Genomic DNA, 25,802 nt, shown 5'->3' with positions numbered 1-25,802 from the left:
GTCGACGAAATCCTCGTAACCAGTCTCGACTAACTCCTGAACCGTTCCAGTGCCACCGTTCTCATAGACGTCTGTATCGTGCTCGACGGTGACTCCCTCGATCTCTGACCATTTCGGACGTATTCGGCCGCAGAGAAGGTTGACTGGAGATGGTAGCTGCTGTCCACTCCGCAAATGACTGTCCCATCAGGATCTATCCAGATACGACACTTGTATTCCCTGGAGGCTGTGAAGTCCCCGCTGTTCGCTCGGATTTCCGGCTCAAATTCAATGATAGAGTTGATCGCCTTGACGTCGTACTGACCCGCTAGTGCTGCTTTCAAATCTTGCTTGACGAGTTCTCGAAGTGGCTCCCGATCATCAAATGAACGGGCTTCTAGCGTTTCTACCCCGGTATGCTCTGGCTCGACCGTATGGCCGGCCACTTCTATGGGGTTAGACACCTCGCTGACACTGTAAATCCGAAGAGGGCCGTTTGTCGTTGCCGGCCCTTGCGTTTGATATCGAAACTGGGCCGCTACACGGGCGGTGAAGCCAAGAATACCATTTTCGACTCCATCATCTTGTTCGTCTATTCCGCCGGGGACCCGAAGTTGGTAGCTATGTACTTGGAGCTCTGGGAGCTCTCCCAGACAGTAATGTAAGAGATAGTTCCCTCTTCCGAGGGAATTAGCCGACTTCGAACTAGTCGAATCTTGGGCTTCGGCTGGCTCCTCTTCTGAGAGTTGCCGGATTGCCTCGTCGGTGGCCTCAGAGGGTGTCTTATCGAGTGAGACTATGTTGAAATCCCAGGAGGGCTTGAGTTGCTTCTCTCCGTTATAAACGTCGCCCACCGCTTCCTCGAGTCGATACCAACGACCCACGTCCCACTCGTAGGACGCACAGTCATTGTTGTTGAAAATCGTCAGCGCGACATTATTCCCCTCGATATCTGTCAGGACTATCTTCCGGGCTACTGTATGGTGGTCCCACTCGTCGATCTCTACGACTCCCACCGTGATATCGATACGCTGGTCGGACCGGATGTCTGTTCGCGTATTCATCCCTCGTTCCGTAGTTCCGTCAATGCCGGCCTAGGTGATAAACCTAGTGACTAACCCCATCCCAAACTAACAAACTAGAAGATACGGCCATCCCAAAGTAAATATACTCGGAAGTCCATGTCGCGACAATGGCATCGAGTGTTCAGACAGCGGAGGACATCGTCTCCACTGCAAAACAGGACGAAAATAGCCTCCGAATTCCCCTCAGGATAGACAGTATAGATGAAACTAAAGACCACGACTATTGGGCACAGATAGTCCACTGTTCTGACGTAACCGGCGTTCACGTGAAGATAACCGTCTTCGAGGACTGTGAGCTCGCCGGGTACGAATTCATCGAGGGGTCCTGGTACGAATTCGATGACGTCAGGCCGGATGTCTATCAAGGTACGATCGGCATTCAGGCAAAATGGGAACGGCAGATTCAGGAGCTAGAAAACTGCCCCGCGCCTTCATCGTCCTCTGGTGATGGTGTCGTCAAAAAACTCGGTGACGCTGAATCCATCGCTGCCTTGGATATTGAGACGATTTCGACTGTATCGGAGAGTGACCGCGAGGCGACGAATCCGGATCATCAGGAAATCCTCTGTATCGGTTTGGGATATCGAGCGGATTGTGACTCGGAAGTCGAGACCGAGGTTCTCTTCCGAGAGGATCAGACGGAGACGGCGGAATTAGAAGCAATCGAAGCAGTTGTCGACTGGATCGAGACACGTGATATCGAGGTTATTGTGACTTTCAGTGGGGCGTGGTTCGATTTCCCCGTGCTTCTAGGGCGTGCAAAAAGAGCTGCAGTAGCTACTGGCGAACCCGAAAGAGGAGACAGAATTCGAACAGTACTCGAATCCCACCATCATGCGGATCTCTCAGCGGCGAAGAATAGAGCTCTCGGTGCAGGATCTCTTGAGGATATGGCCAGCCATGTCGGTTCTCCTGTCCCAACGACCTGCTGGACGGATTACGAAACCGGCCTTTCACCGCGAAACTGGCGAGGTGACCAATGGCAGTTGATGCATGAAAACGGTCGAACACCGCCGTCCTACGATTTGGACGATACGGAGATCTTCAATAGCGACATCCCCTATTTCGGTGCTGCCTGGTTAGAGGCGCTTGCCGATGGATCAGATACGCGCGCAACAGAACTCTATGACTGTATAGAGGATTATACCAAAGCAGACATCCAGCCGCTATTTTCGATAGCCGACCACGAGATCACACAGGGGCAACCGGCCTTCCAGATGTCCTACGATGTGAATGGGGGATAGTTTTGTCCGGCAATATCTCATTCGTGCTTCTACTTCCAGTAGAGCTATAGCACTTAAATAGTCAAGTTGGTCCATGGCATCTCCTGGCGACGAAATCGCTCCACAGACCACTGAGAACCACTTCACCGACCCCGTCGAAATCCGGGAGACAGCCTATAATATAGAGAGGTGCATCCATCTGGTACCGCTTGATTGGTTCCTCGTCGTCTCGGGCGAAATCCACGCCTGGACCTACGAGCACTACCTCGATAACGAGCAACACTTCGAAAAGAGAGGTGGGCAGTACTCTATTGACAATGTCTACTTCGAATACGAGAGCGAGCCAAACCCTGATGGAACGGGCAAGCCGTTCAAAATGCGAGTAATTGACCCCAACGATGACGAAATCAAATGTCACCCTCGGACCCACTATCTGATATGGCTACTCGACTACGACGAGGAATCCTACGAAGTCGTTAGAATTGATCCCACCGAGGAGCGCGATGCCGTTCTCGTCACTATCCAAGAGCGACTGCCCCACGTTCCCCGAGAAGATTAGGATACTCTGTTCCAGAGAGTACGAATACTGTCGTGGTAGCTGCTTTAACCCGCTCTCAGAAATGCAAGTTCTAGTAACGAATCAGTCGCTGGTCTTCTGCACTGCGTACTTCTTGTCTGCACAGGGGAGCTGGTTGTGAGTACACCAACGGCAGTGGTCGTCCGCCTCGTATTGATTGAATGTCGTCTCGGAAATTTGCTCTATCGACTTCGTGATCGAAGAACGGACTGCTTCTAGATCAGACGCTCCATATGATCGCGTGACTACTTTCGGCCCGACTTCACCGACGTACGCGTATCCCGCTCGGTGAATGGGTTCGTCATAGAGGTCGCGGCAGGCAAGCAAATAGAGGGGAAGCTGCCGATTCGATTCAATATCACGGGTACGTTCCGTCGCTTTGTAATCGATGACCACGAGCTCGCCATCGGACGTACGATAAACGGCGTCTATGAATCCGACGAGTTCGTGCCCGTCGAACTCGACCTGGAACTGCCGTTCGGCGTCGACGACTTCCCAGCGACTTATCTCGAGTTCGAAGTACCGATCGATGCAGGCCTTCGCGGCCGGAAGGGCATCGCGGGCACGGCGTTGGCCGGCGAGTCGTTCACAAATCTCGTGCCATCCGTCGGGGTCGGTCGTCTCCTTCTCGGCAGCGATCTCTGCTGTATCGTGGAAGAGTAACCCGATATCTTGCTGAGAAACTCCTTCGACAGTGCCACTGGTCTCCCTGTAATCGTCGAAAGCACCGACGACGTAGTCCAAGTAGTGTTGACGCGGACACTCCTCAAACGTCTCCAGCGACGTATAGCTGTGACGCAGTGCGGGCATCGGCGTCGACAGACCGGTGAGGACGTTGACTTCGAACGTTGGCTCTTCGATGGAGGACTCAACGTTCCCCTGTAGTGACTTTGTCGCAAGGGAGAGCACCTGTTCGCGACCCTCATCCGGCTCCAGTCGGTCGCCACTATAGGTCACGCCACCGCCTACGGACCCGACGACGTTGGTTGCCAGAGAGTCCGTCCAGTCGCTAGCCCCAGCTGGGAGACATGCGTTCAGGTCTCGCCAGAGCGGAATGTGACCACTGTCGGGTTCCCAGGGGATCGACGGCGGAAGAATCTCGTCCACGGCTTCGTGCATGGATTGACCTGACTTCTCGTTCGATTCTTCCCCTGCACTCTCCTCGTCGTCGCTCCGTCCCTGGAGCACGAGGATGTCTTCTGTACGAGTAAGCCCGACGTGGAGTACGCGCCTTGTCTCTCTAGCGTCACGGGCGACGAAGTCCTCCTCGAACGCGGCTGTTGGTCCCGTAGCGAGGGCCTCTTCTAGCGCGCCGAACGTTCTCGAACTCGGTTCCCACTCATCGGCCGTGAGTCGAGGCATCAGGACGACGGGGAAGTCGAGACCTTTGCTCTTGTGAACAGTCATGACGTTGACCGCATCGTCCGCCAGATCCGGCTGACTCGATGGAGTGGAACCACTCTCGTCGAGCAACGAATCGTAGTGCTGGAGCGATTCTATGAAATCTGGGGATAACGGTGGCTGGACGGCGCCAGTTCCGTATTGCTCTATGACCTCGTCGAGCCGATCCAAGTCCCGACGTTCCTGACCGCTTAGGTACCATTCAATGTCGGTCAGGTCTTTGAGTTCTCGATAGAAATGACCGAGCGACGCAGTGTCTCGGAGTTCTAACAACGTCTTCACGTGGTTTCGGGCCTCCCGTACGGTAGCCGGTTCCTCGAATTGATTGAGAGGTGCGTCGAGAAGCGCCGTTAGTAATCCATCATCGTGGTCGTTAAGCAATCGCAGATCGCGATCACAGAGGCGATACCGCATTGTCAGGACGCGATTCCAGCTGACCTCGTCAGTCTCGGGTCGAGCGAGTGCCTTGAGATACGCGACGACTGTGCCCACGCCGATGGACTCTGTTGCGAGGTCGCCGGATACCTGATAGGGGATTCCGGCTCGGTCGAACGCCTCTAATATGGGCGTCGCGTGGTCGTTCTTCCGTACGAGCAACGCGACATCCTCTGGGTCGTAACTCTGATCGAGGTCCTGTGCCTCACCACTGAGCAGATTCCTGATGAGCGTGACTAGCTGTTCACCTCGCTGCTGATCCTCCTCTGCCTCCTCGATAACGGCGACTGACGTCCCATCGTAATCGGGCTCCTCGACTCTCGTGAGAGTCTTCTCGAACTGCCGTTCGTCGACGAGCTCGAGGGCATCGTTAGCCAGTTCGAGAATTGGCTGGCGGGAACGAAAGTTCTGCAGTAGTGGTTCGTCCGTGAGGGAGTCGCCATACTCGCCATCGAGCTCGGAGGTGATGTTGTCGACATTCGCCCCTCGCCACTCGTAGATGGCCTGGTCGTCGTCGCCGACGACGAAGAGTCGATCGTCGGAGACTAGTGCGGTGACGAGGTCGAACTGGAGACGATCCGTATCCTGGAATTCATCACAGAATACGTAATCCCACCGACCAGCTATCTTGTCCGCGACGTCACCTTGAAGAAGTTTCTGGGTCTCAACGACGAGTCCGTCGAAGTCGATGAGCCCCCGCTCGGTGAGTTCACGTTCGTAAGCCTTGTAGCCGGCCGTGAGGTCTCGTGCCGTCTTGCAGTCCTCCAGGAAGTCCTCCAGTTGGTCGGGCAGTTCCATTTTCAGGTCGTTTGGAATCCCACTCGGAGCGCCGCTGCTGTACCCGCCGAGGAGGTACTTCGGAAGTTTGTGGGAGTTCTCCGGAAGCGGATTCTCACCATTCTGGTGAGCTTCAAAGGCTGCCTCTAGTGCATCGCAGAGATCGACGAGACGATCAAGAAAATCTCGGAGGCACCCCTCGATGCCGTCTGCTTCGAGGCGTTCCCGTTCAGCGGCGATGTCTCGACTGGCATCAGGAATCCCATCGAGCACACTTCCGACGGAGCGACCACCGAGGTGGTCACCGGCGATCGCTCCAATCCGTTCGGGTAGGTCGTCCAGTTCGTACAGCCGTTCTGCCGGCCCGAGGAAGGAGTCGACATCAGCCGGGTCGATGCCGTTACGTTTCATCGATCCGATGAACGAGAGGAGTTTCGACGCGGCGCCGTCGGCGAAGGATTCAGGGCCATAGACGTTCGGCTTGACCGACCGGTACTCAATCTCGTCAAGCACGTCGAGGACGATAGTGTACTTTTCGGCGTCAGTGATGATATCGAAGTCCGGATCAACGCCGGCCTCGTAGGCGTAGTCCGTCAAAATCTCGTTGCAGATGGAGTGATAGGTGTATGCGTCAATGTCATACCCGGCCGTCCCGAGTTTTGCATTGAGCTTTTCGCGCATCGAATCGGCTGCGTTGTTCGTAAAGGTCAGAGCGAGGATTCGGTCGGGCGAAACGCCCTGTTCGTCGATAAGATTCTCGATCTTCCGCACCATCGTGAAGGTCTTCCCTGTTCCGGCGCCAGCGAGGACCCGCATCGGGTACGTCTGCGATTCGATGATGGTCTGTTGTTGCTCTCTCGGAGTCTTCTCGTCTTCAGCGACGGGCAACCAATCGGGCTGCTCCGGAGTCATCGGCTTACCCTCTCAGCGATGTACTCGGGACATGCATCACTGTAGTCACAGTCAGGACAGGCCTCGTCGTTAATCAGGTCGAACGGTTTCGGGTCATAGACATCCGACGTGATTCCATCGTGCGCCTCCTCGATCAATGACCAGATCATGTCGTTGTATTCATCGTAGATACCGGTCGTTTCACGTGGGTATCCTCGAGCAGATACCTCGTAACCGTCGGGTCGGCTGACGAACGATCCTTGGTTCATGAGTCCGTAGAAGCTGAACCGGACCGTCATCCCGTCCTCGTACAGCGGCGATTGCTTAATCCCCTCAATGTACGTCGCCGTCTGGAAGGCGTTTTTCACACGCTTCGGCTCATGGTCGTCACCGTTCCTGTGGTCTTCGAGCCTCGTTGCGGTTCCCGACGAAATGACGTCACGGAGGTTGCGCTTGTAGTCGATCAGGTGGATCTCATCCTCTGTCTTGAGGATATTGTCCACCTTTCCGTGCAAACCTCGACCGTTTCGCTCGAACTTGACCCATCTCTCTGTTTCGACGGAGCTTCTGGCGTGCTCGATACCGTCCCCACCATTCGGATCAAAGAACGTATCGAGCGCTGCGCGATTCTCTGCCCGCTGGAACTCTTGGTGTGAATGAGACGCATAGTCGGCGGGATCGATGTGATCGGCCCAGGTCTCCTCGAAGGTAGCCATCGCCCGAGCGTGGATCTGCTCGGGTTCGTCGTCAGGTTCTGTCTCGTTACAGACGACCTCTATTGTCTCGTGATACGCGAGCCCCTGATTGAGATACAGCGTCGTCTCGTCGGGTGTTTCGACCCGCTGCTCGTACTTGTGGTCGTACTTCCGGGCACAGTCTGCATACGTGGCCAGCCGCGACGGCGAGAGGTAAACTACGTCACTCACTGCGGATCTCCCCCATAGCGAAGTCGACACGCGCATGAAGTGCATCTCTCAGCCTCTCTCCGCGCCGACTGCTGTTTTCGAGAAGCTCGTGAACCTCTGTGAGATCCGCCTCGAGGTCATCGAGTGCTACGGTCACGTCTTGACTGCGGCTGCGCCGAACGTCGGATAGTGCCCGATCGACGCGCGATAGAAGATACTCTTCGGCCGCTCGTTCACTTCGGATCGTCTCGTCCGGGGCCTCTGTGATCCAGAAGAGTGTCCGATAGGCGTCTGCGAGAAAGCGAGAAGCCTGTGTCCGCTCTTCCAGTGCCGTGTCCTCGTATTCGTAGAGGCAACAGTACAGTCGGTCCGTCGCGGCCGCCGCACCTGATGCCAAACGCCGTCGCGATAGTTCCGCGTAATATCGCCTGAGAGGTCGGCTTGATTCGGTTGAGTCAGTGCTGAAGGTTGCCTCGACATCGTCAGCGTCGACATTCGTCACGCCGGGATAATCTGGCATTCCAGCCACGCGTTCCTGTGGAAACAGCCTCGTCAACCAGGCATCCCCAGGATACTCCTCATCGACGAGATCGAGAAGAAAGACAGCACGGTATCGCCCATTCTTGATCGCTTCGACGTGGTCGACCTGAACGCCACCGTCGCGTTCGGTGGCGCTCGTCTGATTATGCTGGGGCGCATACTCGTGTGCTCGTTCTAACATGGCCGCGAACGACTGCCAACTCGTGTCGATGAAGGCGGTGTCCTCAACGAATGACGCCATTCGGAACACGCGCTCGACGTCGCTGAACTGGGTGCGGGCATCCAGAGGATCGTTCTCGTCGGCGATGCGGTGCTTCAAGTTCGAATCAGTGGCCCAACGACGAAGGGGAGCAGCAAGTCCGTTCATGGCTTCGATGTCCTCGAGGAGCTCCTGGTCTAGCGTGGAGTGATCGGCGAGAATCTGTTCCCGGTGCTCTCCGCCCGACGCGAGGTAACGAGTCACCTGCAAAAGCTCTCGAACGGCAGGATCGTCGCCGAACCCTACGATAGTGGACGATTCGGTCGGCAGGCCAGAGCGTTCTAGTCCTCGGAGAGTATCTGTAAGGGCCGAACCACTGTGCTGGAGTCCGACGGCGAAGTCGTCATAGTTCCATTCTTCCGTCTCGCGGAGCCGTTCGATTTCGTCAGCGACCTGGTGGAGCTGCTCGTCCGAGGTTTCGGCGGCTAGGACGTTGACCTGACCTCGCTCAGGATCGTCGGGCACGATTCCGCGAGCCCAGTATGCGGCCGCCGCCTCGGGACGTCTGGTGATGTCTTCTCGGTCGAGTGTTTCCTCGTCGGTGAACGAAACTTGGTCGGCAAGCGACCCGGACTCCATTCGCGTTCGACGAATGCTGGCGTCCGTTTCTGCGACGCACACGAGGTCTACTCCGCCGGAAATCGTCTGAAGGTAGCGGCGGTCAGGGGGCAAGAACTCCTCGAACTCGACCGCGAGAATAGCCGAAGCGTCGACGATATCGTTTCGCTGATCGGGGTCCTCCAGGACGGATGTCGCTTCGTCGATTAGCTGACCCCGGACCATGTGGTCGTGATCGGCGAGCCACTCGTGAAACGCATCTCGTACTGAGGCTATCTCCACTAGCTCTCGCGTCGTATCGAAGGGAGCGTTTTGCCACGTCGCGGTTTCCATGAGTCCGCCGATGTCCTCTGCAAACGACGGTTGTTGGGCGGCTCGGTGGAGGTAATCACACTCCCAGTCGTAGTCCTCGAGAAATCGGTGGACGAGTTCACGACGGAGGGTATCCGAAAGGATTGTCCGATCGTCAGTTTTGTTGACTACTTCCGTCGCCTGTACGACGAGCGATGTCACGCGAGGAACAGCGGCGCCTGGAACTATATCATCGAGGAGGGTGCGGAATGTACCCATGCTCGTCGGCGATCCGGTGAGTACGAGTATCTCCTCGGAGTCGTACTCGTCGAGCAGTTGCTGATATCGGTCTACGACAACGTCTCTGACCATACCGCTAGCGAATGGGGTCATAATCAGTGACCCATTGAACGAGTGCTCACCGGGCACGAGATGACCTCCCGACTCGTATCGAAGTCGCAAGCGTTGGGGAACCAATCGATGACATAGCCAGTAGCTTCGGTTGAAGGACCAAATACATATCCCCTGAATCGATTCCCCGATCTGAGTTACTGTCGCCGCTCACGAGTCGGACGCTCCTTGCAGTTCTGCACGCACCTTTCCGACGCGATCTTCGACGTCGTTCTGAATGCTTCGCAGCTCCTCGTCGATCTCGTTCGCAGCCTCGCGGATGTTCGTCGTCTTCGTCCGGACCCGACTGAAGCGACCGATAGCGTCCTCGACTTCTCCAATATCGTTCTGGATGGCTTCCGGCTCGAGGTCTGCCCCCGCATCGACGTAGGACTGGACGGCACGAGCCCGCGCCCAGTTGATGGCGATGCGAAGAAATCCGGGTTCGACGTCGTCGTCTTCGTCCGCACTCAACGCAACAGAGAGCCGGTCGTCGTCGAACTCCTGGAAGTATCCGATTTTGTCCGGCACATACGACTCGCACTCGAAGACAATGAGCGCGTAGTCGGCGTCCCGGTTTTCGATAGCCTCGGCCAACTCTTCCTTGATCTTTGGCTGTGAGTAGTTCGTTGCACTCTTGGCCTCGACGACAATTCGCTGACCAGTGTCACCCAGAGTAAGCACGAAGTCACCGACCTTTCGGTCTGAACGCTCACCGAGTTCCTCGCCGGTCGGTTCGACCTCATCCGTCGTATTTCGGACGACGTCTCCGAGGATGTTACCGACGGTCTCCTCGAAGTCGTCACCCTTGAGAGTTGTCTCCTGTTTCAGTTCCTCTCGCGTCTCCTCTTCTGTTTCTCGTTCTTCGATCTTATCCCGCAGAGACCGGATCTCGTCCAGCAGTGCGGACTTCAGACGGTACGTGGGAGTCCCCTCGTCGTCCGGGTCGAGTGCTTCCTGAATCCGTTCGCCGTCCTCACCCAACTCCTCATCGAGCCTGTCGACGAATGGCCCGTCCTCACTGAACGCGTGTTCTATGTGTTCCTGGAGCTTTCCGTCCTCTCCAAGATGCTTTTGAAAGATCTCGGGGACGTCACCATCGCTCCCGAACCGTTCCTCGACTTCGTCTTCGATACGCTCGATTTCAGTTTCGAACTCCTGGTGCATCTCACTGAACTTCCGCTCGACAAACTCCTCTTCTCGAGAGGTCTCGGCGAGCTGAAGGGTTTTTACCCCCACGTTCAGCGCATACTGGATCGCCTCTTCTCGGTCCTCAGCTTCGATTTCCTCCAAGTATTCCACCACATCTGAGTTCGTGATCTCTAGCTCAGAGACCTGGACACGATCTGCCGCCAGTTCTACTTTGGGGGCCGGTTTCTGACTCATGCGCTTTCAACACATACCAATAACCTCCCACCAAATAAAACTAGCCACCGCGATTCGTTTATTACTGAGATTAACACATTGGGATGTTCCTAACCCACAGAACTATATTGATGGACTCACAATTCAGATACATGGAGATTACCTACCAGCACGCAAATCCGCATTCGGGGAACGAATCGTTCCTCTTGCGTATTCGCGAAAAACACGAAGCGCGTACGCCGTGCATTCTCGTGGACGCTGGAGATGGCGTCGATGCCGGGGAACTACTCGGTGACGACGAGTATCTGGCAGCGATTCTCCTCACGCACGCACACGTCGACCACTACCGTTCCCTGGACGACGCCCACCGTGACCGAGCGCCGATTCTCACCTCGCCGGGAACAGCGGCGATAGTCGAGGACGTCTTCGCCGAAGGCAAACGTCACTACGGACTCAGTGAGACGGAAGCACTACTCGGACATGTCGAAGGGATCGACGGCTGGCGTGATGTCGTGGCCGGGACTGTCCGCGTCCATCCCGTTCCGGCAGGGCATGCACCCGGTGCGTGTGGATTCCTCGTGGAGGTCGGCGACGAAGATCCGTTCCACGCGCTCGTGACCGGAGACTTCACTTGTCGGGACGCCGGCGGGTATCCCGGCTTCGAGCCGGAGAACTACTTCGACATCGACGCCGTCTTCCTCACGGCGGCGACGAACGATGACTTCGAGGACGAGCTCACGGAAACCGTCGGAACGCTCGTTCAGCGAGCGAGCGAAGGATCGACGACGCTGTGTACGACGAGCGGGCTGACCGGCGTCCACCTGGCGACGCTCCTTGCGGGCGTCGAGCGGGATACCGAACGGGCCGTGCGGGTGATTCTTGCCGGCCAGGTGGCGAAACTGTACGACCGCCTCGGCTACGACCACGACAACGTCGAGACCGTTCCGACGTACTCCGATCCGAAGACCTGTCTGAACGCCGGTGCCGTCACCATCGCTGGACCAGAGGTCCCGGTCGAGGGCAGTAGCGCTCGGCTCTTCCGAGCGATCGAGGAAGACCCAAACGCGACGCTCGTGCAAGTTCAGGGCGGGAACACCGACGCGAAAGACAGTGGCGACGCGAAAGGGACGGTCTTCTCGACGATGTTTACGAATCACCCGTCCGAGGACGTCCTCGACGACGTTGTCGACGCTATCTCGCCGATCCACGTCGTCGTCGAACATCAGCACGGCCGCGCAACTGAACGGTACAAGGACAAGTGGGACGCCTATACGTGGGCGAACGGCGACGCGACTGAACAGACACTCTTCCGAGACGGTTCCATCGTAGCCCCGCCGTGGGTCGGCGAAAAAACCCACAGCCGCGTTCGGGGACGTGAGCAGTCTCGAACAGTAGCCGCGAGCAACGACGGGCTCCTCGAACAGCTGTCGCTACCGGAAATCGGGAGACGTGACCAGATCGATCTCGCGGCCGAAGGTGTCGACGTGAAGCGCCTCCGCAAGCGGCTTCGGACAGGCCGGCCTGCCCCGGAAACCACGTCCCAGCCGACTCCGAACGCGGAGGCGAGTGGCAGTTCCGGTGGTGAACGTCGGGCGACCGTTGCCGACGGTGGACTGTACGAGACGACGGGCCCGGCCATCAGCGAACAAAAGCGCGCCCGTGTTACAGTGGACACGGGCGATGTGGACCAGTCCGAGGAACTTTTCGACACGGTCTCTCCGCAGGTAGCGCTGAGCGCCGAAGCGGATATGACGAACGATAGCGCTCCCGAATCCGTTGATACGGCGCCAGAGCCAACTCCAAAAGACGACGTAAACACGTACGACGAGGACGGTACCGATGCCGGCGAGCGCTTGGAGTCTGTTACTGGGTCGAACGAATCCACTGGATCGATCGAGGCGGACGAACGCGGTGAGCCTAAGCAGACTCGGGAGGAAACAACGGAGGAACCGATAGATAACGACGGCGCTAGCGAGCAGTCTGTGTCCGGTGTTCGGTCCTCAGCGGCCATGGAAAGCGGCGCTGACGATGCCACGACCGTTGAGATAGATCCCGTCGTCAGGTCACTCGCAGCCGAGTACGCCGACGACTGCGGGACAACTATCGACGCTGTCGTCGCGGACGCCGTCGAGGAACTATTGGCTGCCGTCCTTCGTGGCGACAACGTCCACATTGAGCCAGATGCGCCGGCGACAACTATCGATGCGGATTCCGCTCTAGAGCAGGTAATCGAACAGTCAATGGCTGACGATGCAGATGTATCGACTTTTGTCAGACGGGCTCTCTATAAGGGTCTAGGCATCGACCCCGAGGCTCGAACGATATCAGTCGCTGGTTTCGATACCTTCGTGCCTCTCGTAGACGCCATCGCTGAAAATGATGACTCCGCAGTCACCGATCCCGACCAGATTGTACAGGTTGCGCTCGAACATCACCTGACCGACCAATGAACCCACGGATTAACCAGTGCATTACATTACAGAAATCCACAGATTTGCGACATCAGAACGAATGATTATTTATGTCCAGCACGGAGGATAGAGCAACATGATGGAGTCGTCTGAGTCTACCGCTTCTTTCCTCGAAGATGCAAAGCAGCATAACCAATGGTGGGATGGGGAAACCGGCAGTCCGTCAGATCTCACCGAGGTCACGGAGCTTGAGCCACGTTCCGACGTCGTGAATTGCCTCAAACAACTCGATAGAGAACACGATGGAGAAACGGATGGTCTCGTTTATCCAATCTACGGACCAACGGGGATAGGAAAGACCACATTATTACTACAGATTGTTGCAGCTCTTCTTCGTGAGGACACGGTGGCATTCGACCCGAGCCACCGCGACTTAGAACTCGTCGGTAGTATTGATCCTCGACAAGTCCTGTACATTCCGTTGGAGGACTCGCTTTACCATCTTGAGCCTTCGGAAGATGCCATGGCAGCACTCGGCAATGTTGTTGATTACTTCTATACCCATATTGCCCCACGGACCGGTCGGAAGTTCATTTTACTTGACGACGTCGGCGCACTCCGCCTCGAAGGTGAAGAGAAACAGCAGCTTCTCGATCTTATCGACGACGACACGTCTCTTGTAGTCACAGGGATCGTTGAATCTGAAGTGGATATGGAGGAGGTCACTGGCAGTGACGAGGTCCAGGTGAAGTGGGCTAGACCTATGCTTCCGATGAAATTCATCGATACCGTTCAACACGGGGTCTACAACAAGTCCGTGTTCGAAGACGTCGATTCGGATCTCGCATCGATAGTCGAAACGCACCGGACGACAAGCTTCGATGAGGACAATTCGTTAATCAGCGACGTTCGAAATAACCTATCAGATGCCACAGCGCTCCCAGACGCTATCGAAGCCCTTGAAGATCTTCACTACAACGTACTCTCTGAGGCTGACCGGGACGGACTACACGAAGCTGCACGGCGATACTTGCAGAAAGGAGGGTTGTTCCAGCGAGTCCCCGACTACTCCGTAAACAACGAACTCGTCCACTCGCATTTCCTGCTCTACCTCTACAAAGAACTTGCACAGTATGAATCGATCAAGAACCCGGAGAACCTCCATCGGCTCGCATCGCTTGCAGCGAGCCGTGCTGGGCAGGAGCTAAAGTACACTGACATAAGCGAACGACTCGGTGTGGACCGCCGTACCGTTGACACGTATCTCTCCCTTCTTGACGAAGGGCTCTCAGTTTCGGAATCACACGATTACTCTCTACAGCGATACCGGCGGACCCGACTCTATCTGCGTAATCCTCGGCACGTCGTTCTCCTCTCACAGCGGCAGGAACACTTCGGATTCGAATCGTACGAGCCAACGGGGCGACTCAATCACGACTTCGAGTATAAACTAGCTCGAACTGTCGGTTTCGACCACGCCAAGCGGCTTGCATACCAAGTCGAGGATGATTTCGAGGGAGAAGACCCACAAGTCGAATACTGTGAGACTGAAGCCGGGACGGTGGATTACGTCCTCCGAAATGACGAATTGGTCCTCCCACTGGTACTCTCCTACCACCCACATACCGGCGAGTCAACATCGATCGCGTCGGAATTTGACCCATCTGTCGGGAAACATCCTCAGGAAGATGGGGAGGATCTCATCGACCTCGAGTATCAGGCGCCTTTCCGGTTTATTGTCACAGATAGCCTCCCGAAAGACCTGGTAAAAAGCGAGTCCCTCGTGATCGAGAAAGATGGCTGGAAGCTTTGTTATTTGCCGTACTGGCTCTTCTTGCTCATCTGCTAAGGTTCTGAGTGGGTATGCTATGATAGACGAAACATAAAGTAGGTCCGTTCAATCCACCCATACATGACCCTCATATCCGACGGCGGTGACGCGCCCATCCCCTCTTTGTCTGGGACGATCTCACCAGACGAAGTCAACATGGATCTAACGATGTGTGGTCTCCTCGTTGAGCGAGCCGAAGAGCTCACTCGACTGTATGCAGATCACGGAAACTGGAACGAAGTGAAGAACATCTGGTTCGACGAACGCCTATCGAATCGGAGTACACGGGGAAGCTCGCAGAAAATATTTCGGGTCCTCACATCTCGCTTCAAGAACGCACCGCCAACGCTCCCGAACCCCAGTTTGCTCCCCCAGGTGTTCGAGCAATGTGAGACGACACGAGACAAAGCACAAATCCTCTATCTGTATCTTGTTTCCGACGATACCTTGGTTCGATACGTCGTCACCGAATACAGCGACCGTCTTGTTTCCGAGGAGGCAAAACCATTGGACTTCTCTAACGAAACTCTCATAGAGATCCTCAACAGCTTGACGTATTCTGACGGCAGCAGCTTCGATTATGCAGAATCGACAACTGAGCGTTGGTGCGAAGGGATCCGGTCAGTGATGCGCGAGATAGGGGTTCTCGAGGGCCAACAAGCAGTGACTGGAGCAACTCCTTCTGTAGGGACTGTGCCGCTACTCGTAGCAATGGATTATTCATACGAAATTGGCGACGAGGAATGGATCACCTCCCCACGAGGGTTCCTATACCTCTTCCAACCAGAGAACCGCTGGGAAGAACTGTTTGACCGAGCTGCTAGCACCTCTGCATGGGAGTATCTCGAACTCCACGGTGACCTTGATCTCCGCCCTGCTGAGAAACCGTATTCGTGGATCTCCAGGGGAGGTGTCAGTTGATGGTCGATGCGAGTTGGTTCGAAGACCTTCCAGAAGACTTCGAGGAATCAGTTCGCATCGACAGGGATGAGCGCGATCATCGCGAACGCGCCATCCAGTCATACCACGTGACTGCGGACTCCCAGCGCTTTATCCGAGACTTCGTCGATCGGACACTTGGACAGGCAGACGATATGCGTACAGGTTCGAACTATTGGCTCTATGGCTATTACGGCAGTGGGAAGAGCCACCTGCTGACCGTCCTCGACGGACTACTCGACTCCGACTGGCTCGACGGACGATACGACGACGTCTGGGACAACCTTACGCAAGTAGCAGAAGACGACGATGTGGACCAATTGCGTGACCACTGGCGTACAATCCACGACGAGTATTACGTGATTCCTGTCTCGATCAATCTTCTCAAGTATCAGGGGCAGAAGCAGCGGAGCTTCAGTGAGATCGTTCTCAGGCATGCCCATCAGGATCCCGATCTGACCGGAGTTGACGACGATATCTCGAAGGGACTCTCCTCCCAACTCGATGTAGCGTATTTCGAGAAGTGGTTCCGGACGACCGACGCATGGCCTGAACGACAGACTCGTGCGCAGGACGCGCTTGAAACAGTCGCGGCCGGACCTAGTGGGTACGACTTGGATACGGAGAACCTCTGGGAAGACATCCAGAGATATAACGCACTGGCAGATGTGGTTCTCCCGAAGCTCTTCGAGGAAGTCAACGAAACCCGGGACGGGTATACCGATCTTCAACCCTCTGACATCGATCCAGAAGAGGTGGTGACTCGGTTAGATCAATTGCGCGCAGAGCGGGAGGAAGAACTAGAGAAACCAGTAAAACTGGTTTTACTCCTTGACGAAGTGAGTCTCTTCATCGGGACTGACTTCGAGCGCTTGACCGAACTTCAGACGCTCGCAGAAAATATCGACGATATCGGTGATGGTGATATTCAGTTAGTCGCCACTGCTCAGGCGAAAATCGAAGACGTGCAGCCGAAGTTCGCCGCACACGGTGCAGACTTTAGCATCGTCAAGGATCGATTCCCACACCGTTATCAACTTCCCAGTAAGCATGTAGGTGATATCGCCAAGCGTCGTCTCTTCGAGAAGTCCGACCAGGGCGAATCCCGAGTCGATGAGGTGCTCGAAACTGCCTCTGTGAAGCCCACAGAATCACTGGTATACAACGAAATTAAACAGAACACAAAGCCACCACTCGACAGCATCGACGAAGATGCACTCGTCGAGTTCTATCCCTTCCTCCCCTATCACGCACCGCTCTTTCTCGAGATACTGTTTAATCTCAGGCGAGAAGCCACAGATCCCGCAAAGTCGATCTTTTCAGGAACTGCTCGCGCAATCCTCGCGCTCATGCACAACCTCCTCCAGCGCTGGATTGAGGATGGGAAACCCGACCACGTCATTACCTTGGTCGATTTCTACGAGTTAGTCAAGCCAGAGCTTCGCGAGATCCTCACTCAGGACATGCGAGTCATCGAGGGATCGGACACGACCCGTGGGATCGCAGATGAGGTTGAAGACGGGAATCTTGAAGAGTTCGACCTTGCTGTAGCGAAGGCAGTTCTGTTACTACAGCACGTCCACGACATCGTCCCCCTGAACGAAGGGAACATCGCTGTCTCGGTCATGTCCGATCTTAACGGGCGGTCGTGGATCAGCACGCAAAATCGGGTCGAAGAATCACTCGGTCGGCTTCAGAAGTTCATTCGACCCACTGAGGACGAATCTGGCGCAAGATACCGGTTCGCCACACAGGAAGAGCGCCTGATCTACGATGACACGGAAGCAAACGAGGAGAATCCAGATTGGGATGCCATCCTCCATGCGTTAGATGAGCATCTTTGGGAGCGTATCATTCAGGACCTCGCTCTCCCCGAGTCCGTTCCATATAGCGACTCTGGTGACGAATACCCCGTTGCATACAAGTATCGTATCGACGGGGAAGACTTTGAGACGACTACAGAGGCTGAAGGAGGGCTAGAGGTTTCCATCGCAGTGCTGGGTGTTCATCCCGACTATCCGTCTGACAACGGGGATGGGGAAACCCTCTACTGGGAAATCGATACCGACGGCCTCGAAGACCTTCGTAAGCATCTCGTTGAGTGGTGGGCGCTTCGAGACGCTATTTCGACACACAATGCCCCCTCAGCGGTCGAACGTGACCTCGAACGGCGAGCCAGTGCTGTCAAGAGTAAGCTCGTCAGCGCCATGCAAAGCGGTTCCTACACCGTAAAAGATCGAACGGATATTGGAAGTCTCTCGAAGGCAGTGCAGACTGCAGTCGACGTAGGGTATCCAGATGACTTCCACCCTATGATGCTCCAAGTGGACGAAGATCGTCTCCAGGAACTCGCAGAGCTTTCCACCGAAGATCCGCTGCCAGCATGGGCACATACGATTCAAGTACCGTCTTCTGACCCAACGGCAAGCCAAGGGAAGAAAACGATACAGAGCAACGTGATGGCGCTCACCGGTCGACAGCTAAAGGACAAAGAAGACGGCTTGAACCTGAATACGGTCCTCGATGGAATTGCAGACAAAAAGCCGTTCTACGACGACGCTCGTCCGGCACTGTGCGCCATTATCTGGGGCTTCTGTCGGGAAGGACGGCTTGTTCCCATCGAAGAAGACGGGAATACCCTCGAAAATTCGGTGGTGTTGGATCAGAACCGGCTTTCGACGACGAGGCTGAAACTCCTCCCACGCGAACCGATCGGGAAGCTCCTCGAAAAGGGTGGCTTCAAAGAAACCACAGAGACAGTCGCTGACGGACTGATCAACCTTCAGGAAGCAAATCAGCAGCTCCACTCGGCGCTCACTGGTCTTCGAGAGGATATCCAGCTCATTGCCGACACCGACATCCGGTCAAAAGCCGTCAGAAGCCTTCTGGAGTCTCTCGCTGACGAGCTATCTGAACGGATTGACGCCACTTCGGATCGTCTCGCTGTCGTCAGGTCGCAGGGCGACGGACTCGGAGATGCCATTGAACAGACCAACGACGAACAGGAATGGCTCGATGAAGTTGTAGACGTTTGGAATCGTCGGCTGGTGTCACTCTACCGCTTCGATGTGCATCTCCTTCTGGGCGATAATGAGTTCGAATGGATTGACGAGAATGCTCAGTCATTGGTAGAGGAACAACGTGATGCGCTCGCGACGTTCGAAGGGCGTTGGTGGACGACCGAGGGGTGGAAGGTGTTAGTCGGCGAGACGGCCACGGGACTCAGCGACGAGCTTCAGCGATCGTGGGACGAGTATGTCGACGACCAAGGCCTCGGTGCGTTCGTGGAGCGTCTCGAAGACCACCCCTGGATCGTTGACGCGACGGAACTTCCGACAAGTGTGCAGCCTGCGTTTGAGCGGACATACATCACGCCACTCCGAGAGCTTCGTCGGTGGTACCATACCATCGAGGAAACAGTCTCCGTACTCGGCGCTGACGACGAAGACACGCTCGTTTCGGCGGCTGATGATGTCTCAGCCGTTGAGTCTCGTGAAGAGGCTATCGACGACGATATCGCTGTACTGGAGTCTAGACTCGAACGGTTCTCGACAATCGTCGGGGATCTGGAACCTGACGAAGTGGACCGGATCGGGGCCCTTCCGGACGACAGGCAGGCTATCAATCAACGTCTCGAACGGCTCGTAGAGAACCGAGAGCTGGATATCGAGACGGTTGATTCGGGGGTGATCATTCGATGACAGACTCGCCGTATCTCGCGTTCAAAGAGAAACTGTGCACGTTTGCCGACGGGCAAGCGGGAATCAGAAATCCATTCGTCATCGCAGCGGTCGAGCCAGCGGTCGAGCATCGGGTTGCAGAGCGGCTCAGTGCATGGGCAGTAGATGCTGACGAAGCACCAGCCGTCGAAACCGAGGTCTCAGTACAACCAATCTGGCTCGACGAGCTTCTCCCGAAGACCAAGGTGTACAACCTATCGGTAGCACTGGGCAGCGAGACGACTGCCGAGCGTATCGAAGAGACACTGCAAGATCGTCTAGCGGAAGAGCTCGTCGAGGAGATGATTGCGAACGAAATCGGCGACGACCGCCTGCAGAGTCAACAGCACGTCGTATTACTCCTCAATCTCGGCAGCCTCTATCCATTCACCCGTGCATCTGAACTTCTCGATGAACTCGACCGTCGCAACGTCAGGTCCACCATCGGCATTCCCTTCCCCGGCGACGTCGTCGGCGGGAAATTGAGTTTCTTCGGCGGCGATTCACGACACTACTACCCGGCACATCAGATCGACGGGCAGATTCGGGAGGTGCATCTCCAATAATGACTATCAAAGAGCTATTCCGTAGTGACCCCACGCGACAACTCGAAGAAGTCCAGAAAGTAAACGCCAGAGAGCGGGCTGAAACCGACGTTGCAGAGTTCCACGAGACTGAGAGCGCAAAACGCGTTCTTACGGAACTCGGAGAAGTCATACAGACACATCCGGGGGAGGCTGCACGTTTCCTCTATCTCCACGCAACCTTCGGTTCGGGGAAGACACACTTGCTGAAACTCATCGGCCTCGTAGCCGACAGCGAGTCCGAATTCGCGCACCTTGGAGACGAATTAGCCCAACAGTGGCCTGGGTTCGACAACCTAGCCCGGTCGATCGACGAGTCGCACGTCGACCGTCTCAAGCCTGTTTTCCTGAACCTTCTCGACCGGGACGCCTCCAAGGAACCGCCTCTCCCGTTTCTCATCTTCGAGGCGATTGGTCGTGAACTCGGATATCCGACGGACCCCAACTGGCTGCTTGAGTGGGCCTGGACTGTCGATATGGAATACGATGGTGTCTGGGATGCACTCATTGCCGCCGAGCAAAACGGGCAGACCTTCGAGGACGTCCTCGAAGAACGAGCGTCGCTGCGACGCTGGCTCTACGAGACGCTACCGTCATTGTCGGAGACGAGTGGAACCGATCTCGACAGAAAATCCGGCGTCAAAGCGTCCATTGAGCGTGCAGAGGAGGAGGTCGACCCGGAATCATTCGACCCCGGAGAGCTGGTCGACCGAGTCGAGGCCGTCACCGACGCGTTGAACGAAAGCGGACCACAGACGGAGTTACTATTGGGGCTCGACGAGGTTGCACTCTTCGTCGGTGATAGTCGTCACCGATACCGAGAGTTCGAGGAGACGATGGAAGCACTCCAGCATGGCCCGAATCCGGTTGTTGTCACGACCGGGCAGTATTCGCTCCCGGCGACACGCGAGAGTCTCATCGGGGAGCCAGCGGACGATCACTGGACGCATCAGCAGGTACCTCTCGAAGGCGCTGACACGGAGATTATCGTCCGGAAACGGTGGCTGCAGAAAGACGGTTCCAGCAGTGATCGGGTCTCCTCGCTCGTCTCATCGATGCCCGATCTCTCTTTAGAGACGTATTCGGCAGTCGAAAGTGCAGATCCCGACCCCGCCGAGTCGTACCCCTTCCGCGAGTACGACCTCACCTTACTTCGAAAGGTGATGCAGGAACTGATCACGCAGGGACGAGCAACCGACCGAGACTACATCCAAGGCCGAGCGCTGCTTGTGTTGGTTCGCTCGCTGTTCACGAAATTCGGGTGGGCGACGGCCGAGGAGGGGGCACTCGTGACGTGGGACGAGCTGTTCGATCTACTGGTAGAGGAAACCACGTATGTCCCGCTGTGGGTGCAAGAGATGCTCGATAATACGTTGATACCGACCTTCGACGGCGATGAGAGCGCCTGGGAGGTCCGGGTATCGAAAGCACTGTACCTGCTTAATCAGACACCGGCAGTCCCAGCTACACCAGAGAATCTGGGCCGGTTGATGCTCGACGACGTCCACTCTTCAGTAGATGAGACGGTGGACAACACCGAATCGGCGCTGAATACACTCGTGGACAAGCGAAAAGTGCTCACCGAGACCAACGACAAAGGTGACGAAGTGTATACACTGGTCTCTGAGGAACAGGAGAGTATTCTCAGTCGAGCACAGACCAAAGCTGAGCAGATCTCACCTCATCAGTTGTCTGCGTGGCTAGAAACGCGACTCCGCGAAAACGACGACTTCTTCCGGAGCGATAGTAGCGTTCACGAGGCCGATGTCGGCGACGAACGCCTCGTTCCACTTCGGTACGAGTACTCCATTCTCGACCCCGTCGGTCGAGCACCCACCACAGAATTCGATGCCGTTCGAATCCGCGTCTTAGCTGATGACCCTGACACGGTCACTGATCAGGTTGAAACGTGGAAGGACGTAAACGACGGCCGAGCAGGAGGCGAGCACATTCTCATCGCGATCGACGTGCCCGAGACGACACTCGACAGGATTCGAAACGTCCTCGGGATGGGAGAAGTCCTCGAAGCGGAGACTGAGACACACGAGGAGCTCGAACGGGAACATCGGACTGACAAACGGCGGTTAGAGTCGTCTGTGGGCGACCTCCTCGAAAGTGCGTCTATCCACACTGTTCACGAGTATCGCGGTGAACGTCCAGGTGTACTCGAAGAAGTCGTCGAGGACCAGGTTCAGTCTGTCTTCGGCTCTACTCGGAAGGTACTATCGCGCCCTCTCGTCGAAGTCGACGATGCGAAAGGGTTAGCGAAGTTCTTCCGCGGTAGCGGCGAGTGGCCCCTCGCCGACAGCGATGCAGTCATATTAGGAGTAGACAGGGCAGATCGTCGGATCGGAGACAGTGGCTGGTGTCGAGACTTCATCGACCAGTACGAATCACAGAGCGCAGTAGACGTGGAGACGCTTCTCCAGCAAACCCGCACCTCCAACGGAGACTATCGGGGGACGCCGCAAGAGTCGATCGCAGCGCTCCTCATCACGCTCGCGACGTCCAACGAGAAGGTCGCTCTGAAACAGGACACCGACTACGTGACGGAGCCAGCAGCAATCGGTCGGCAGGTGCGTACGAAGAGTGGACTCACTTCGTTGCAGGTCAGGTTCGGCGTTGATACGATCAATCCGAAGGAGATCCGTACAGTCGTCTCGACTGTTCTGGGTCACGAACCAGACGGCGACGACCCCGACGAGTGGGTCACCGAGCTCGCGACCTGGGTAGATGAGCAGAGCGTCCTCGTCAAGCGGACATTCAAAGGAGTATCTCGGGAGTTCAATGTCTCTCTGGAATCGCTCGAATCTGCGTTATCGCCGGCGTACAGTGGTGGCGAAATCTCCACATCGGATCTCGTCGAGGATGGCGTTAAATCGGATGCAGAGACGTTCGCAGATGCGCGCGAGCTCTTTGCGGTCGAAGGCGACGAGAAATCTCTCTGGACGCAGTTTTCCGAGACGCTAGAGTTAGTAGAATCGCTGTACCCCAGTGCGACGATTACGTCGCGAATGCAGACTACAGCCGAAGGTGGATCTGTACCTACGAAGGAGACACTGACAACCCGGATCGCTGATGCGACCGGCCATCGTATCGACGTTCTCTCTGAACAGCACCGGCGAATCACGGGCAGAACGATCGACGTGTCGGATCCGGCAGAGATCTGTGCGGACCTCTCCGCGTGGGTGCGAGAGAACGAACCAACGGTCAAAACGCTATTCGAGGATGCAACGGATGCGTTCAGTGGCATTTCGTTCGACCACCTCGAACAAGTGTTCGAAACTGCTTGGGCCGCTGACCAGATCGAGGAAGAAGCACTCGTCGCCTCTAGTGCGCGCCAACAAGCGAAAGCCTACGAGAAGATCCGCGAGATCCTCGATGGGGATTCGAGTCCGTGGAACCAGTTGGAAGCAGCCAGGGAAACCCTTCGTGCGGACCATCCAGACTCACCCACGACCGCAGCAGTAGACACTGTCCTCGATTCATCGCGACCGCCGTCACTTCAGCGGATACAACAACTCATCGATGAAGCAGACGATCCGAAACCACCGGATGCCGACGACGATGTCTGGGCGGAATTGCAGCGTGTCGCAGAGGACCTCCGCCAGGAACTGCCAAACGCGAAAGTCACCGATGAGGTGACTACGGTCGTGGACGCTGACGAGCGGCCAACCGAAGAACGGTCAGAAGAACTGCTCTCAGATGCGAAGACGATCTTGGAACGGATGCGAACGATGCAAGAGGAATTAGATGGTCTGGATGACGATGAGATCGTGCTGATCGACAAAGTTGAGTGAAGACTACCGCTTCAGGGGCCATACACTGCGTAATTGGTGATATTGGTCCCTTTGAGGGTAGTCTGGAATTTAATTCGGCGAATGGCTATTTCTGGAACTGCTCGCTCTCAGGGAGATCATACGAATCGTAGCCCCCCGAGTGCAGAAATGTACGAATCTCCTCAGCTTCGCCCTTTGATGAAGGAGGGTTCTCTTCGAATAACTCCCCGATTACATCGCTGCCATCGGTACAGAGAGTGACAGTCTGGTCAGAAGGTGCCCGACTCAGCGGATCTCGGATTTCGTCTATCAAAATCGGCTGCTGTCCATCTCGATACGAGTATTCGTACAGGGAAAGGGTTCGGACCGTGTCGTCGTCGACGAAAAAGCTAGCCTGTTCGATCTCAGGCGCGACCGCAATCCTCCCATTTGCAAGATCGTCCGCAAGGTCCTCGAACTCGTGTATGTCGGCAGGAACGGGGCCATTGATCTGATGTGTAATAGCACCAGGCCAATTGAATCCGTAGACACGCTCGAAGAAGTTCACCGACTGCTCATCATCGTGTTCGAATACAAGGAGTAAATCTCCGATTCGGATTTCTGTTCCCTCGATGCTAATATGGGAGGAATAAGCGTACGTGGAAGCATCGTCGAGGGCGACGATATCAGGTTTGGACATACTACCGCTGTGTCTCCTGGCTACAAAGAATCATCCGCTCTAGTGAGCATGGAGACGACCTCACCAACTTCTTTGTGATACCCAAGTGTACGCGGCTGGTATGCCAAATCCTCTCTTCTCCACCTACACTCAGGGCGAGAACCGAGTAACTTCGACACTATTAGCGGTTCTCGAGCACGTGAATAGCCGATTAGCCGAAGATATCCTGGAAGCAATCACCGACGAGTCTGACCTTTCTCTAGTTGGCTTCGATAATCAGGTTACAGGGACGGATTCAGTTCCAGATGCTGCGATCCGGGCTTCCACGGCGTTGTGGTTCGAGACGAAGACCAGTCGTGACGCTGTCCGTAGAGAGCAGTTGGACAATCACTTGCAGGCACTGGATGAAGACCCATCTGATCTTCAGCGGTTGATAATCCTCACGCCAGATACCCGGGTTCCCCCCGAAGTACAGGCAATCGACGACGAACGGATCGTCTGGGCGAGTTTTGATACCCTCGTCGGGAGCATTGAATCGGTGCTAGAGCGGGATGTTGGGAGTGCCGAAGCGAGCATGTACGTTCCGACCGAACGCGAAGCCTTCCTGCTTCGTGAACTCGTCCGATTCATCTACGACGAATCACTCGTAAGCGGGCAGGAAGATCGAGTGTTGGTCGTCGCTGCCCGCAAGGCGTGGCCGGAGTATCACAAGTATGATCTCTACTTCTGCCAGCCGAATCGCTCTTTCAAACCGGTCTCCCACCTCGCGTTCTACAAGGATGGGGAGATCAAAACAACCGTCCCGAAAGTCACCGGCTCTATCGAGAGCGTCACCCTCGACGAGGAGACGGTCCGTGGTCATCCAGACCTCTCCCAGCATCAGGAGAGCGAGCTGCTAAGGGCTGTGGAACTGATGCGGGAGAACGGTTCCGATCGGTACCAAGAGACGGAGAAAGTCCTTTTCCTGGAAGAAGACATCGAATTAGAACAGGCAGTTCGGAACGACAAGACAGCAAGCGATTCCAATCGGACGGTCGCATTCGTTCAGGGCCACCGCTACGTATCGCTAACGACACTCCAGAGAAACCCGACGTATACTACCGAATTAGAGGAGTGAGAGGGCCGGAGCGGTGAAACTGTACATCGCACAGCGTGGTCTCAATTTGTAGCCGAGAGCCACACTTATTATTGGAACCCCTTAATCG

The 25,802-nt window shown here is 55.9% G+C and carries 15 protein-coding genes; 9 read left to right on the top strand and 6 right to left on the bottom strand.

All coding sequences use genetic code 11. The features are described 5' to 3' along the window. Nucleotides 1–29: 29 nt before the first annotated feature. Nucleotides 30–995 (bottom strand): hypothetical protein, encoded by a 966-nt coding sequence (locus C475_RS24765; protein ID WP_204366209.1) that lies wholly within the window; start codon nt 993–995, stop codon nt 30–32. A 176-nt stretch (nt 996–1,171) separates the two neighbouring features. On the opposite strand from C475_RS24765, the gene C475_RS22705 reads away from it, so the two are divergent. Both C475_RS22705 and C475_RS21890 read left to right on the top strand, forming a co-directional pair. Further along, nucleotides 1,172–2,308 (top strand): hypothetical protein, encoded by a 1,137-nt coding sequence (locus C475_RS22705; RefSeq protein ID WP_082223408.1) that lies wholly within the window; start codon nt 1,172–1,174, stop codon nt 2,306–2,308. Between the two features lie 73 nt (nt 2,309–2,381). Further along, nucleotides 2,382–2,846, top strand: coding sequence for a hypothetical protein (locus C475_RS21890; RefSeq protein ID WP_006886112.1), 465 nt, complete (start codon nt 2,382–2,384; stop codon nt 2,844–2,846). A gap of 81 nt (nt 2,847–2,927) precedes the next feature. On the opposite strand, the gene C475_RS21885 is transcribed toward C475_RS21890, so the two are convergent. From C475_RS21885 to C475_RS21870, 4 genes are all read right to left on the bottom strand, one after another. Next, the gene (locus C475_RS21885; protein ID WP_006886111.1) at nt 2,928–6,389 is read right to left on the bottom strand and encodes an ATP-dependent helicase; all 3,462 of its coding nucleotides are present in this window, start codon (nt 6,387–6,389) and stop codon (nt 2,928–2,930) included. After that, nucleotides 6,386–7,294 (bottom strand): PD-(D/E)XK nuclease family protein, encoded by a 909-nt coding sequence (locus C475_RS21880; protein WP_006886110.1) that lies wholly within the window; start codon nt 7,292–7,294, stop codon nt 6,386–6,388. The genes C475_RS21885 and C475_RS21880 overlap by 4 nt, the downstream gene beginning before the upstream one ends. Further along, nucleotides 7,287–9,293, bottom strand: a complete 2,007-nt coding sequence (locus C475_RS21875) for a PD-(D/E)XK nuclease family protein (RefSeq protein WP_085946116.1) — start codon at nt 9,291–9,293, stop codon at nt 7,287–7,289. Before C475_RS21875 ends, C475_RS21880 begins: the two co-directional genes overlap by 8 nt. A gap of 189 nt (nt 9,294–9,482) precedes the next feature. Next, a complete protein-coding gene (locus C475_RS21870) occupies nt 9,483–10,697 on the bottom strand; it encodes a hypothetical protein (RefSeq protein WP_049931203.1) in 1,215 nt (404 codons plus the stop codon). A 131-nt stretch (nt 10,698–10,828) separates the two neighbouring features. Between C475_RS21870 and C475_RS21865 the strand changes: the two genes are divergently transcribed. The 6 genes from C475_RS21865 to C475_RS21845 all read left to right on the top strand — a co-directional run bounded on the left by C475_RS21865 (nt 10,829) and on the right by C475_RS21845 (nt 23,960). Next, a complete protein-coding gene (locus C475_RS21865; RefSeq protein WP_161625242.1) occupies nt 10,829–13,126 on the top strand; it encodes an MBL fold metallo-hydrolase in 2,298 nt (765 codons plus the stop codon). A gap of 100 nt (nt 13,127–13,226) precedes the next feature. Beyond that, nucleotides 13,227–14,936 carry a DUF4143 domain-containing protein gene (locus tag C475_RS21860; RefSeq protein WP_006886105.1) on the top strand — a complete coding sequence of 570 codons (1,710 nt, stop codon included), beginning with the start codon at nt 13,227–13,229 and terminating at the stop codon, nt 14,934–14,936. A 63-nt stretch (nt 14,937–14,999) separates the two neighbouring features. Continuing rightward, complete coding sequence (locus C475_RS22700) at nt 15,000–15,839, top strand: BrxA family protein (RefSeq protein ID WP_006886104.1); 840 nt, start codon at nt 15,000–15,002, stop codon at nt 15,837–15,839. After that, nucleotides 15,839–19,558 (top strand): hypothetical protein, encoded by a 3,720-nt coding sequence (locus C475_RS21855; RefSeq protein ID WP_049931237.1) that lies wholly within the window; start codon nt 15,839–15,841, stop codon nt 19,556–19,558. The genes C475_RS22700 and C475_RS21855 overlap by 1 nt, the downstream gene beginning before the upstream one ends. Then, on the top strand, nt 19,555–20,142 hold the full coding sequence (locus C475_RS21850; RefSeq protein WP_006886102.1) for a BREX protein BrxB domain-containing protein: 588 nt from the start codon (nt 19,555–19,557) through the stop codon (nt 20,140–20,142). The genes C475_RS21855 and C475_RS21850 overlap by 4 nt, the downstream gene beginning before the upstream one ends. After that, a complete protein-coding gene (locus C475_RS21845) occupies nt 20,142–23,960 on the top strand; it encodes a hypothetical protein (protein ID WP_049931199.1) in 3,819 nt (1,272 codons plus the stop codon). Before C475_RS21850 ends, C475_RS21845 begins: the two co-directional genes overlap by 1 nt. Nucleotides 23,961–24,045: 85 nt before the next feature. On the opposite strand, the gene C475_RS21840 is transcribed toward C475_RS21845, so the two are convergent. Next, on the bottom strand, nt 24,046–24,618 hold the full coding sequence (locus C475_RS21840) for a hypothetical protein (RefSeq protein ID WP_006886100.1): 573 nt from the start codon (nt 24,616–24,618) through the stop codon (nt 24,046–24,048). A 100-nt stretch (nt 24,619–24,718) separates the two neighbouring features. Here C475_RS21840 and C475_RS21835 point away from each other — a divergent pair, with 100 nt between their 5' ends. Further along, nucleotides 24,719–25,714: a hypothetical protein gene (locus C475_RS21835; protein WP_049931198.1), complete on the top strand. Its 996-nt coding sequence runs from the start codon at nt 24,719–24,721 to the stop codon at nt 25,712–25,714. Nucleotides 25,715–25,802 lie beyond the last annotated feature (88 nt).

Origin of the sequence: Halosimplex carlsbadense 2-9-1, from assembly GCF_000337455.1 — an archaeon.
Lineage (GTDB): Archaea > Halobacteriota > Halobacteria > Halobacteriales > Haloarculaceae > Halosimplex > Halosimplex carlsbadense.
Note: the sequence above shows the minus strand (reverse complement) of the source record. Positions and strands in the feature narration are given on the sequence as shown.

Bases quoted from the DNA above. Each gene is read 5' to 3' on its own strand.
- C475_RS21840 (WP_006886100.1), bottom strand. From the start codon at position 24,618: ATGTCCAAACCTGATATCGTCGCCCTCGACGATGCTTCCACGTACGCT.
- C475_RS21865 (WP_161625242.1), top strand. From the start codon at position 10,829: ATGGAGATTACCTACCAGCACGCAAATCCGCATTCGGGGAACGAATCG.
- C475_RS21845 (WP_049931199.1), top strand. From the start codon at position 20,142: ATGACTATCAAAGAGCTATTCCGTAGTGACCCCACGCGACAACTCGAA.
- C475_RS21855 (WP_049931237.1), top strand. From the start codon at position 15,839: ATGGTCGATGCGAGTTGGTTCGAAGACCTTCCAGAAGACTTCGAGGAA.
- C475_RS21890 (WP_006886112.1), top strand. From the start codon at position 2,382: ATGGCATCTCCTGGCGACGAAATCGCTCCACAGACCACTGAGAACCAC.
- C475_RS21860 (WP_006886105.1), top strand. From the start codon at position 13,227: ATGGAGTCGTCTGAGTCTACCGCTTCTTTCCTCGAAGATGCAAAGCAG.
- C475_RS21870 (WP_049931203.1), bottom strand. From the start codon at position 10,697: ATGAGTCAGAAACCGGCCCCCAAAGTAGAACTGGCGGCAGATCGTGTC.
- C475_RS21885 (WP_006886111.1), bottom strand. From the start codon at position 6,389: ATGACTCCGGAGCAGCCCGATTGGTTGCCCGTCGCTGAAGACGAGAAG.
- C475_RS21875 (WP_085946116.1), bottom strand. From the start codon at position 9,293: ATGGTCAGAGACGTTGTCGTAGACCGATATCAGCAACTGCTCGACGAG.
- C475_RS21835 (WP_049931198.1), top strand. From the start codon at position 24,719: ATGCCAAATCCTCTCTTCTCCACCTACACTCAGGGCGAGAACCGAGTA.
- C475_RS22700 (WP_006886104.1), top strand. From the start codon at position 15,000: ATGACCCTCATATCCGACGGCGGTGACGCGCCCATCCCCTCTTTGTCT.
- C475_RS21850 (WP_006886102.1), top strand. From the start codon at position 19,555: ATGACAGACTCGCCGTATCTCGCGTTCAAAGAGAAACTGTGCACGTTT.
- C475_RS22705 (WP_082223408.1), top strand. From the start codon at position 1,172: ATGGCATCGAGTGTTCAGACAGCGGAGGACATCGTCTCCACTGCAAAA.